This window comes from Variovorax sp. WDL1 (genome assembly GCF_001541225.1).
In the GTDB taxonomy this organism is placed as follows: Bacteria; Pseudomonadota; Gammaproteobacteria; order Burkholderiales; family Burkholderiaceae_C; genus Variovorax.
This window is the reverse complement of sequence record NZ_LMTS01000129.1, coordinates 36091-47225: the sequence shown is the minus strand read 5'-3', so window position 1 is coordinate 47225 and position 11135 is coordinate 36091. Positions and strand designations below refer to the sequence as shown.

The window sequence follows — 11135 nt, the reverse complement described above, 5'->3', positions numbered from 1 at the left end:
ACTCGGCTGCCGGGACGACGCCCCGGCTCCGGCCTCCAACAAAGCGCAACGTACAAACAGAACCTAAAGTCCCCCCACCCCCACCGTCCCCCAAAAAGAGAAGGAGAGGGAGAGGGAGAGGGAGAGCAAGAGGCAGCAAGCCCGAGTGCGCAGCATTCAGCAACTTCGCCCCCCATCTCTCATCGCAAACGCCTCAGAACCCGGAAAGCTGATGCGACTCCTTCAGCTCCAGGTCGAAGCAGCGCTGGAAGTACTCCGCCACCAGCGGCCGCTCCGCCTCGTCGCACTTGTTGACGAAAGAGAGGCGAAAGGCCAGCGCCGGATCACGGAAGATCTCCACGTTCTCGGCCCAGGTGATCACCGTGCGCGGCGACATCAGAGTCGACAGGTCGCCCGCCGCGAAGCCCTTGCGCGTGAGATCGGCCACCGCCACCATGGCGCGCACCATCGCGTGGCCGGCCTCGTTCTTCATCGAAGGCACGCGCGCCTGCACGATCGCGATCTCCTCCCCGGGCGGCAGATAGTCCAGCGAGGCCACGATGTTCCAGCGGTCGATCTGCGCATGGTTGAGCCGCTGCGCGCCGTGGTAGAGCCCGTTGAGGTTGCCCAGGCCCACGGTGTTGGCGGTGGCGAACAGGCGAAAGGAGGGATGCGGGTGCAGCACCCGGTTCTGGTCCATCAGCGTGAACTTGCCGCCTTGCTCCAGGATGCGCTGGATCACGAACATCACGTCGGGCCGGCCCGCGTCGTACTCGTCGAAGATCAGCGCCACCGGCCGCTGCAGCGCCCAGGGCACGATGCCTTCCTGGAACTCCGTCACCTGCTGGCCGTCGCGCAGGACCACCGCATCCTTGCCGACCAGGTCGAGCCGGCTGATGTGGCCGTCGAGGTTGAGCCGCACGCAGGGCCAGTTCAGCCGCGCCGCCACCTGCTCGATGTGGGTGGACTTGCCGGTGCCGTGCAGGCCCTGGACCATCACCCGCCGGTCTCGCATGAAGCCGGCCAGTATGGCCAGCGTCACGTCGGGGTTGAAGCGGTAGACCGCATCGACCTCGGGCACGTGATCGTCGCGCTCGGCGAAGGCGGGCGCCATCAGGTCGCTGTCGATGCCGAAGACCTCGCGCACGCTCAGCAGGCGCTCGGGCTTGAGGGAGACGATGTCGGTCATGTCCGTGGTCCTTCAGTTCCTTCAGGCCTGCGCGCGCGCGTCGGCCTCGGTGTCTGCATCGATGCGCGACAGGGCGAGCGCGGCGCGCTGCAGGGCGGGCAGCAGCTTCTTCGCCTTCTCCATGTCCATGCGCATCACCGGTGCCTGCACCGCGATGCAGAGGTTGGACGGCCCGCTCTCGCTCGGCACCAGCGCCGCGATGCACAGCAGGCCGGGCAGGAATTCCTCGTTGTCGAAGGCGCAGCCGTCCTTGCGCACGCGCTGGATCTCGCGCTCCAGCGCCTGCAGGTCGGTCAGCGTCCTGGGGGTATAGGCCTCCAGCGGCGCGTGGGCCAGCAGGCGCCGGCGCTGCGCCGGGCTCATCTGCGCAAGAAAGACCTTGCCGCTGGCCGAGCAATGCACCGGCACCCGCGAGCCCGGGTGCAGGTAGAAGCGCAGCGGCGCCGCGGTCTCCACGCGATCCAGGTAGACCACCTCGCTGCCCGACAGGGCGGTGAGGTTGCAGCTCTCGCCGATTTCTTCCACCAGCTGGCGCAACACCGTGTGGCGCGCGCCATGGTGGCTGTCGTTCAACAGCAGGTTCTCCGCCAGCCGCCGCAGCCGCGTGCCGATGCCGTAGAGCCGGCTGTCGCCCTCGCGCTGCAACAGGCCTGCGGTCTCCAGCTGCTGGAGCATGCGGTGCAGCGTGGGCTTGGGCAGGCCGGTGGCTTCCACCAGGTCCTGCAGGGCGTAGCGCTGGTCCTTGGCGGCGATCACCTCCAGCAGCGCGAACAGGCGCATGGTGGGCGTATCGCCGTTCAGCTCGGCGGGCTCGGGTTTCAGTCCATTGACGACTTTCATGGCCCGGATCATAGTCGTTTCAATAAAAAACGGGACAAACTGTATCGATTTCCGGAATTTTGTTTGACGCAAGCCGGGGAGGGCCCTATATTCCGCCAACACGAATTCCGGAACTATCGGTTCCAACTTTCGAGAAACCCTGCGATCTTCGTCGACCTAGGAGACCCTTCCATGACCAAGCAACCCCCCGCCACGCCCGCCCGCGCCGCCGTTACCGGCGTGCAGAAGATGACGCCTTCCGAGGCCTTCGTCGAAACCCTGGTCGCCAATGGCGTGACCGACATGTTCGGCATCATGGGCTCGGCCTTCATGGATGCGATGGACATCTTCGCGCCCGCCGGCATCCGCCTGATCCCGGTGGTGCACGAGCAGGGCGCCGGCCACATGGCCGACGGCTATGCGCGCGTCTCCGGCCGCCACGGCGTGGTGATCGGCCAGAACGGCCCCGGCATCAGCAACTGCGTGACCGCCATCGCGGCGGCCTACTGGGCGCACAGCCCGGTGGTGATCGTCACGCCCGAAACCGGCACCATGGGCATGGGCCTGGGCGGCTTCCAGGAGGCCAACCAACTGCCGATGTTCCAGGAGTTCACCAAGTACCAGGGCCATGTGAACAACCCCAAGCGCATGGCCGAGTACACCGCGCGCTGCTTCGACCGCGCCATCTCCGAGATGGGCCCGACCCAGCTCAACATCCCGCGTGACTACTTCTACGGCGAGGTCGAGTGCGAGATCCCCAAGCCCATGCGCGTGGAGCGCGGCTCGGGTGGCGAGAACAGCCTGGCGGCCGCGGTCGAGCTGCTGGCCACTGCCAAGTTCCCCGTCATCCTCTCGGGCGGCGGCGTGGTCATGGGCGACGCGGTCGAGGAATGCAAGGCCCTGGCCGAGCGCCTGGGCGCGCCGGTGGCCAACGGCTACCTGCGCAACGATTCCTTCCCCGCCAGCCATCCGCTGTGGGCCGGCCCGCTGGGCTACCAGGGCAGCAAGGCCGCGATGAAGCTGATCGCGCAGGCCGACGTGGTGCTGGCCCTCGGCTCGCGCATGGGCCCCTTCGGCACGCTGCCGCAGCACGGCATGGACTACTGGCCCAAGGAAGCCAAGATCATCCAGGTCGAGGCCGAGCACACCAACCTGGGCCTGGTGAAGAAGATCACCGTCGGCATCCACGGTGACGCCAAGGCGGTGGCCAAGGCACTGCTCGCGCGGCTGGCGGACCGCACGCTCGCCTGCGACGCCACCAAGGCCGAGCGCGCCGCGAAGATCAAGGAAGAGAAGGCCGCTTGGGAGAAAGAGCTCGACGGCTGGACCCACGAGCGCGACCCCTACAGCCTCGACATGATCCAGGAGGCGGAGAAGGAAGGCGGCAAGTGGCTGCACCCGCGCCAAGTGCTGCGCGAACTGGAGAAGGCCATGCCGCCGCGCGCCATGGTCTCCACCGACATCGGCAACATCAACGCCGTGGCCAACAGCTACCTGCGCTTCGAGGAGCCGAGGAGTTTCTTCGCGCCCATGAGCTTCGGCAACTGCGGCTACTCGCTGCCCACCATGATCGGCGCCAAGCTGGCCGCGCCCGACCGTCCGGCCATCGCCTATGCGGGCGACGGTGCCTGGGGCATGAGCATGGTCGAGATCATGACCTGCGTGCGCCACGACATCCCGGTGACGGCGGTGGTCTTCCACAACCGCCAGTGGGGCGCGGAGAAGAAGAACCAGGTCGACTTCTACAACCGCCGCTTCGTCGCAGGCGAGCTGGAGAGCGAGAGCTTCGCAGGCATCGCCAAGGCCATGGGCGCCGAGGGCATCGTCGTCGACAAGCTGGAAGACGTGGGCCCCGCGCTCAAGAAGGCGGTGGACATGCAGATGAACCAGGGCAAGACCACGGTGATCGAGGTCATGTGCACGCGCGAGCTGGGCGACCCCTTCCGCCGCGACGCGCTCGCCAAGCCCGTGCGCCTCCTGGAAAAGTACAAAGACTACGTCTGAGCGCAGGCCGAAGCAGCGACATGGCATCAGCAGCACTGCAGCTGGCGACCGAGCCAGCTGCGCATCCCCGGCTCGACGCCCTGGTGGCCCAGGCGCGCGAGCGGGCGAGGGCCCGGCGGGTGCGCGTCGGGCTGGTCCACCCCTGCGATGCGGCGGCGCTCGACGCGGCCGCGCGTATCCGCGACGAGGAGCTCGCGCAACCGGTGCTGATCGGCCCGCGCGAGGCCATCCTGCACGCGGCCGGCGCGGCCGGCGTCGACGCCAACGGCTTCGAGATCATCGACTGCAGCGGCACCGCCGCCGAGAGCGCGCGCCGCGCCGTCGCCATGGCACGCCAGGGCGCGGTGGGCGCGCTCATGAAAGGCTCGCTGCACACCGACGAGCTGATGTCCGCCGTGGTCGACAAGACCATCGGCCTGCGCGGCGAGACGCGCATCAGCCATCTCTTCCTGTTCGACCTGCCGCGCTACCCCAAGCTCCTGGGCCTGGCCGACTGCGTCGTCAACATCGCGCCTTCGCTGGAAGCCAAGCGCGACATCCTGGGCAACGCGATCGCGCTGCTGCGCAAGCTGGGCATCGCAGAACCCAAGGTGGGCATCGTGGCCGCGGTGGAGACGGTGAACCCGGCCATCCCGGCCACGGTCGATGCGCAGGCGCTGGTCGCAATGGCGCGTGCCGGCGCCTGGCCGGGCGCGTTGGTCGAAGGCCCCTTCGGCTTCGACAACGTCATCTCGGCCGAGGCCGCGCACATCAAGAAGATGGAGTCGCGCGTGGCAGGAGATGCCGACCTTCTGCTGGTGCCCGACCTCAACGCCGGCAACATGCTCTACAAGAGCTTCACCTACATCGGTGGCGGCGAATGCGCCGGGCTGGTGCTGGGGGCGCGCGTGCCGATCGTGCTGACCTCGCGCGCGGACTCGCTGCCGTCGCGCATCGCCTCGGTGGCGCTGGCGGTGCTGGGGGCCGGCCGCGACGACTGAGGAGGGCTTTATCGGCTTGGCCGGGACATCGGCCAAGTCTGATAAAGCGCGCCCAAGTGCTTGACCCTTAAGGCGCGGCGCTGAATCGCTCAGCGCTTTCCCTAGCGTGTGGACATTGCCTGGCGGCCCTATATTCGCCTGCCCCGCATACCTGCTGCGGGTGGTCAGCAATAAGAAGCAGGGTTCGAGCGAAGGCTGTCACACATGAAAAGTCCATCGTGGCTCGCATTGCCGCGAGCGCTGCATTTGCGCGTCCGGTCCATCATCCGCGCGGGCATGCGATTGAAGCGCAATCGTTCGGGTTCGCCTCGACGCTCCGTGCGCATCGCCAAGTCCCGGATTCAACGCAGTCGCACCCCTGAGCCGAGCCTCGGGTGGCATCTTCGTCGCATCGTTGCGATCGTCATTGCCTTCTGCATTTTTGGGGGAGCCCTCAACGTTGCGTCTCCTGCTTCCGCCGCCGAAGCCAACGGTGCGGGCTTGATGCAGAGCCTCAAGGGGTTCTTCACGAAGCTCTGGGACCCCAATGCATCGGATGCCGAGAAGCTCGGCACTGCCTTCATGTACGACGAAGGCGGCAACCTGCTCTCGGAAACGGGCACGGGCGGCGCGAACAGCACGGGCAGTACGCAGTACATCTATCTGCCCACTGCCGACGGGCCGATGCCGATCGCGGCAGTGATCGACGGGCAGATGGTCGCGGTGCACAGCGATCATCTGAACACCCCGAGGCGCCTCACGGATGCGAATGGGCAGGCGATCTGGCAGTGGGCCTACTCCGCCTTCGGCGACGAGCAGCCCACCGTTGCGGCGAACCGGTTCGCCAAGGCTGAAACCACGCCGAATCTCGGGATGCCAGCCGGGATCACCGAGATTGTTTTCAATTTGCGAGGCAGGGGCCGGTACTACGACAAGGAGTCGGGGCTGGACGACAACCACTTCAGGACCTACTGTCCGGCGTGCGGGCGCTACACGCAACCGGACCCGATGGGGCTTGACGGTGGATGGAATCGCTTCGGCCACGCGCATCAGAACACGTTGAGCTATACGGATCCGGATGGGCGACTGGCGTTCTTGCTCCCGGCTGCACCGGCGATGGGTGGCTGGGTCGCAGGCGCTGCAGGCGCGGGAATGGGAGCGATGGTCGGTTGGAATGTGTTTGGGCCGATGCTGGCCAAGCCGCCGGAAAATGCCTATGACCCTATTGGACCGAAGGCGCCGGGCAAGCCGGGCGCGGTTGAAGGGTTCAACGACCCAAAAGGCGGAGAAGATTGGGTTCGGAATCCGAACCCTGGTCGCGGCGGTTCAAGCCACGGTTGGCAAGATGATCGCGGGCGAGTCTGGTGCCCAACCGGCCAAGGAGGGCGCGCCCATGGGGGCCCGCATTGGGATGTGGAACTCCCCAACGGCAGGCAGGTCAATGTGCCCCCCGGCCAAAACATCGATGACTTGTTGCGATGAAAACTATCCTCATCAAAGAGCCGCAGTTCTATTGCTATCAAGACGAGAAGCACTTCTTCGACTGGCTTGAAGGTCTGAAGGCTTTGAAGGGCATGAAACGCACGCCCAAAGGGCTGGCGCTCACCGTCGATTTCCCAATTGATGATGACAGCTTGGCCGATCTGATTGCCTTGCTGACTCGCTACAGGCTCGATCGAGCTACCTTGAAGGTCTTCCTGAATGAAAGCAACCAGAAATGGTTTGAGACCAGCCGAGCGTATTGGTATCGAGCAGTGTTCAAGAGCGATCGAACACCTTGAACTCATGACTCTTCGTAGCCAGAGAATGATGAGTTCATGCATGTGACTTCGATGCTGCATATTGGTGTTGCTGACTTTGCGGAACCAACGCTGCTATTCCTGGGCGATGGTGACTCGTTCGCATGGCTCGCCGATCAGATTGAGGCAGAGCGGGGCATCGACTTCGCAAGCCTTGCGAACGTTGTGCGCCAACGCAACTTCAGTTTGCGCATTCTCTTCATGGAGCGAGGCGGCGGGCTGAGCCGCCGAGAGGCTGCCTTCGTGTGGGAGGTCTCGGCATCAGAAGCACGGCGTCTTGCAGCGCAGCTCCACAGCCTTGCCGAGAACAGATCGCCGTCTCATGCCTACCTGGACCCAGCGCCCAACCTTGCAGGTGTTCAGGTCATTGCATCGCTCGGGGAATACGATCCAGGCAAGATCTTCCAGGTTTGAAGAATTAGAAGGCGCATCAGGAGGTCCGATCCTTACCCCGCCGCACCCTTGCAGAAGTCGATGAACCCCTGCATCGTCCGCCCCGGCCGCCGCTCGCGGTGCAGCACGATCGAGAGCGCGCGCGAGTTCTTCGGCAGCGTGGTCTTCAGCTCCACCAGCGAGCCCTCCGCCAGCGCGTCCGCCACCGCATAGCGCGACATGCACCCGACCCCCACGCCCGAGGCCACCACGCGCTTGATGGCGTGGCTGCTGCCCAGTTCGAGCTCGATGTTGAGCGGACCGACGCGCCGGCCCAGCCAGTCGTTGGTGGCCTCGCGCGTGCCGGAGCCTTCTTCCCGCAGCACCCATCCCACTTCGGCGAGCTCGCGCACGCCCGCCGTGCGTCCCGCCAGCGGATGCGTCGGCGCGGCCACGATCACCATCTCGTCGCTGAGCCAGCGGTGCACCGCCAGGTCGGGATGGGTCTGCCGGCCCTCGATGAAGCCGACGTCGGCATCGAAGCCGACCACCGCAGAGATCACGTCGGTGCTGTTCCCGATGATCAGCCGCGCGCGCGCCTGCGGGTTCTCCTGCTTCCACCGCAGCACGATCCCGGGCAGCAGGTACTCGCCCGTGGTGAAGCTGGCCGCGATGCGCAGCGGCGTCTGCTGGTCGGTGAAGAACAGGGCCTGCAGCTCGGCGGCCTGGTCGACCAGCGAGACCGAGCGCGCCAGCAGCGCGCGGCCGTTCTCGTTGAGCACCAGGCGGCGGCCGATGCGGTCGAACAGCTGGGCCCCGAGCGCGGCTTCCAGGTCGGCCAGCGCGGCGCTGGCGGCCGACTGCGATCGCGCCACGCGGCCGGCCGCGGCGCGCGTCGAGCCCTCGCGCGCGGTGGCGGCGAAGACCTCGAGCTGGCGCAGGGTGAGGCGTAGCCGGTGATCGGTTTTATCGGTCATGATGAACTGAATTACCTGCTTTTTTGTTCAGAAGATGAACCCTATCATGGGTAGAGAAACCCCCACGAACAACCGGAGCCAGCGCCTTGCTCAACTTCCTTTCGCGCGAGCCCATTCACGACCCGCTGGCCTCGCCGACGCCCACGGCCGACACCGAGGTCAAGACCACCACCTGCTACATGTGCGCCTGCCGCTGCGGCATCCGGGTGCACCTGCGGGACGGCGAGGTGCGCTACATCGACGGCAACCCCGACCATCCGCTGAACCAGGGCGTGATCTGCGCCAAGGGCGCCTCGGGGATCATGAAGCAGGTGTCGCCGGCGCGGCTCACGCAGCCGCTGCTGCGCAAGCCCGGCAGCGAGCGCGGGGCGGGTGAGTTCGAGCCGATCAGCTGGGAGCGTGCGTTCGAGTTGCTGACCGAGCGGCTGCAGAAGATCCGCTCGACGGACCCGAAGAAATTCGCGCTCTTCACCGGCCGAGACCAGATGCAGGCGCTCACCGGCCTGTTCGCGCGCCAGTTCGGCACGCCCAACTACGCGGCGCACGGCGGCTTCTGCTCGGTCAACATGGCCGCCGGGATGATCTACACCGTGGGTGGCAGCTTCTGGGAGTTCGGCGGGCCCGACCTCGATCGCGCCAAGCTCTTCGTGATGATCGGCACCGCCGAGGACCATCACAGCAACCCGATGAAGATCGCCATCAGCAAATTCAAGCGCAATGGCGGGCGCTTCATCTCGATCAACCCGGTGCGCACCGGCTACTCGGCGATCGCCGATGAATGGATCCCCATCAAGCCGGGCACCGATGGCGCGCTCTTCATGGCGCTGCTGCACGAGCTGATCGCAAACGATCTTGTGGACCATGCCTTCCTCAAGCGCTTCACCAACGCGCCGCAGCTTGTGGTGCTGGACGACTGCGAGCGCGAGGGCCTGTTCGCCTTCGACCCCGAGCGCGGGCCGCCGGGCGATGGCCGCAATCCGCACAACAAGCTCGTGTGGGACAAGGCCTCCGGCAGCGTGAAGCCGGCCTACCCGGAAGGCATCGCCGAGGGCTGCGACCCGGCGCTCGAGGGCCACTACACGCTGGCCGACGGCACCCGCGTCGCGCCCTCGTTCCAACTGCTGCGCGAGCGCGTCGCGAGCTGCACGCCCGAATGGGCATCGGCCATCACCGGCATCGACCCCACGCGCATCCGCAAGCTGGCGCGCGAGATGGGCGAGACGGCGCTGCAGCAGGCCTTCGAGTTGCCCATCCCCTGGACCGACGCCTGGGGCAAGAAGCATCCGACCACCCAGGCGCGCCCCGTGGCCTTCCACGCGATGCGCGGGCTGGCCGCGCATTCCAACGGCTTCCAGACCGTGCGCGCGCTGGCGGTGCTGATGAGCGTTCTGGGCACCATCGACGCGCCGGGCGGCTTTCGCCACAAGGCGCCGTACCCGCGCCACATCGTGCCGAACTACCGCGCCTTCAACGCGCCCGAGATGATCCAGCCGAACACGCCGCTCAACGCGGCGCCGCTGGGCTTTCCCGCCAACCCTGACGAGCTGGCCATCAACCCCGACGGTTCGCCGATCCGCATCGACCACGCCTTCTCGTGGGAGCACCCGCTCTCGGCCCACGGGCTGATGCACAACGTGATTACCAACGCGGTGAAGGGCGACCCGTACCGCATCGACACCCTGCTGATCTTCATGGCCAACATGGCCTGGAATTCCAGCATGAACACGATGGCGGTGCGCGAGATGCTCAACCGCAAGGATGAGAAGGGGGAATACATGATTCCCTTCCTCGTCGTGTGCGATGCCTTCCAGAGCGAGACCGTGGCCTTCGCCGACCTGGTGCTGCCCGACACCACCTACCTCGAGCGGCACGACGTGATGAGCATGCTGGACCGGCCGATCTCCGAATTCGACGGGCCGGTGGATTCGGTGCGCATCCCGGTGGTGCCGCCGACCGGCCAGTGCAAGCCCTTCCAGGAGGTGCTGATCGAGCTGGCCTCGCGCCTGAAGTTCCCGGCCTTCACCACGCCCGAGGGCGGGCGCAAGTTCTCCGGCTACCCGGACTTCGTCGTCAACTTCCAGCCGCAGCCCGGCATCGGCTTCCTGATGGGATGGCGCGGCAAGGACGGCGACCAGCACCTGCGCGGCGAGCCCAATCCGAAGCAGTGGGAGGCCTACGCGCAGAACAACTGCGTGTTCCAGTACCACATGCCGGAGACGATGCACTACATGCGCAACTGGAACCGCGAGTACCTGGACTTTGCCAAGGACAAGGGCTGGCGCCAGAAGAACGACGTGGTGCAGCTCGCGCTGTACTCCGACACGCTGCAGAGCTTCCGCCTCGCGGCCCAGGGCAAGAGCCCGGGCCGCCAGCCGCCCGACGCGCTGCGCGAGCGCATCGACACCTACTTCGATCCGCTGCCCTTTTGGTATCCGCCGCTCGAGGAGGCGGCGACCGAGCTGGAGGCCTACCCGCTCAACGCCATCACGCAGCGGCCGATGGCGATGTACCACTCCTGGGATTCGCAGAACGCCTGGCTCAGGCAGATCCACAGCCACAACTACCTGCACGTGAATCCGATGACCGCGAAGGCGGCCGGGATCGCCGACGGCGGCTGGTGCTGGGTCGAGAGCCAGTGGGGCAAGGTGCGCTGCATGCTGCGCTACAGCGAGGCCGTGGAGCCCGGCACCGTGTGGACCTGGAACGCCATCGGCAAGGCCGACGGCGCGTGGCAGCTCGCGCCCGGCGCCGACGAGGCACGCAAGGGTTTCCTGCTGAACCACCTGATCTCCGAGGAGCTGCCCTTCGATGGCAAGACCATCAGCAACTCCGATCCGATCACCGGCCAGGCCGGCTGGTACGACGTGCGCGTGCGCATCCGGCCCGCCGAGCCGGAAGAGCCGCACGAGAGCTTTCCGCAGATCGCCACCGTGCCGGCCGCGCCGGGCGTGCTGGGGAAGGCGGCCAACGTGCTCACCTATTTCGCTGGAAGGAAAAGGAAATGATGCAATGGCTGAAGGACCTGCTGGCCTCCGCC

At 66.4% G+C, this 11135-nt stretch carries 9 protein-coding genes; 6 read left to right on the top strand and 3 right to left on the bottom strand.

What is annotated here, in order from left to right; genetic code table 11:
* Positions 1 to 193: 193 nt before the first annotated feature.
* A complete protein-coding gene (locus APY03_RS17955) occupies positions 194 to 1168 on the bottom strand; it encodes an AAA family ATPase (RefSeq protein WP_068678645.1) in 975 nt (324 codons plus the stop codon).
* 21 nt (positions 1169 to 1189) lie between these two features.
* Positions 1190 to 2020 carry an IclR family transcriptional regulator gene (locus tag APY03_RS17950; RefSeq protein ID WP_083944439.1) on the bottom strand — a complete coding sequence of 277 codons (831 nt, stop codon included), beginning with the start codon at positions 2018 to 2020 and terminating at the stop codon, positions 1190 to 1192.
* Between the two features lie 159 nt (positions 2021 to 2179).
* Between APY03_RS17950 and xsc the strand changes: the two genes are divergently transcribed.
* From xsc to APY03_RS17925, 5 genes are all read left to right on the top strand, one after another.
* Positions 2180 to 3991, top strand: coding sequence for a sulfoacetaldehyde acetyltransferase (xsc, locus tag APY03_RS17945; RefSeq protein ID WP_068678644.1), 1812 nt, complete (start codon positions 2180 to 2182; stop codon positions 3989 to 3991).
* A gap of 20 nt (positions 3992 to 4011) precedes the next feature.
* Entirely contained in the window at positions 4012 to 4971 is a 960-nt protein-coding gene (locus tag APY03_RS17940) for a bifunctional enoyl-CoA hydratase/phosphate acetyltransferase (protein WP_083944438.1), read from the top strand.
* Positions 4972 to 5175: 204 nt separating this feature from the next.
* The gene (locus APY03_RS17935) at positions 5176 to 6432 is read left to right on the top strand and encodes an RHS repeat-associated core domain-containing protein (protein WP_083944437.1); all 1257 of its coding nucleotides are present in this window, start codon (positions 5176 to 5178) and stop codon (positions 6430 to 6432) included.
* Positions 6429 to 6731, top strand: coding sequence for a hypothetical protein (locus APY03_RS17930; RefSeq protein ID WP_068678639.1), 303 nt, complete (start codon positions 6429 to 6431; stop codon positions 6729 to 6731). The genes APY03_RS17935 and APY03_RS17930 overlap by 4 nt, the downstream gene beginning before the upstream one ends.
* A gap of 36 nt (positions 6732 to 6767) precedes the next feature.
* A complete protein-coding gene (locus APY03_RS17925; RefSeq protein ID WP_068678637.1) occupies positions 6768 to 7163 on the top strand; it encodes a hypothetical protein in 396 nt (131 codons plus the stop codon).
* Between the two features lie 32 nt (positions 7164 to 7195).
* Here the strand turns inward: APY03_RS17925 and APY03_RS17920 are convergent, their stop codons facing one another.
* The gene (locus APY03_RS17920; protein WP_068678635.1) at positions 7196 to 8098 is read right to left on the bottom strand and encodes a LysR family transcriptional regulator; all 903 of its coding nucleotides are present in this window, start codon (positions 8096 to 8098) and stop codon (positions 7196 to 7198) included.
* An 86-nt stretch (positions 8099 to 8184) separates the two neighbouring features.
* Between APY03_RS17920 and APY03_RS17915 the strand changes: the two genes are divergently transcribed.
* Entirely contained in the window at positions 8185 to 11103 is a 2919-nt protein-coding gene (locus APY03_RS17915) for a molybdopterin oxidoreductase family protein (RefSeq protein ID WP_068678633.1), read from the top strand.
* Positions 11104 to 11135: the final 32 nt, after the last annotated feature.

Bases quoted from the DNA above. Each gene is read 5' to 3' on its own strand.
- xsc (WP_068678644.1), top strand. From the start codon at position 2,180: ATGACCAAGCAACCCCCCGCCACGCCCGCCCGCGCCGCCGTTACCGGC.
- APY03_RS17940 (WP_083944438.1), top strand. From the start codon at position 4,012: ATGGCATCAGCAGCACTGCAGCTGGCGACCGAGCCAGCTGCGCATCCC.
- APY03_RS17920 (WP_068678635.1), bottom strand. From the start codon at position 8,098: ATGACCGATAAAACCGATCACCGGCTACGCCTCACCCTGCGCCAGCTC.
- APY03_RS17930 (WP_068678639.1), top strand. From the start codon at position 6,429: ATGAAAACTATCCTCATCAAAGAGCCGCAGTTCTATTGCTATCAAGAC.
- APY03_RS17950 (WP_083944439.1), bottom strand. From the start codon at position 2,020: ATGATCCGGGCCATGAAAGTCGTCAATGGACTGAAACCCGAGCCCGCC.
- APY03_RS17955 (WP_068678645.1), bottom strand. From the start codon at position 1,168: ATGACCGACATCGTCTCCCTCAAGCCCGAGCGCCTGCTGAGCGTGCGC.
- APY03_RS17925 (WP_068678637.1), top strand. From the start codon at position 6,768: ATGCATGTGACTTCGATGCTGCATATTGGTGTTGCTGACTTTGCGGAA.
- APY03_RS17935 (WP_083944437.1), top strand. From the start codon at position 5,176: ATGAAAAGTCCATCGTGGCTCGCATTGCCGCGAGCGCTGCATTTGCGC.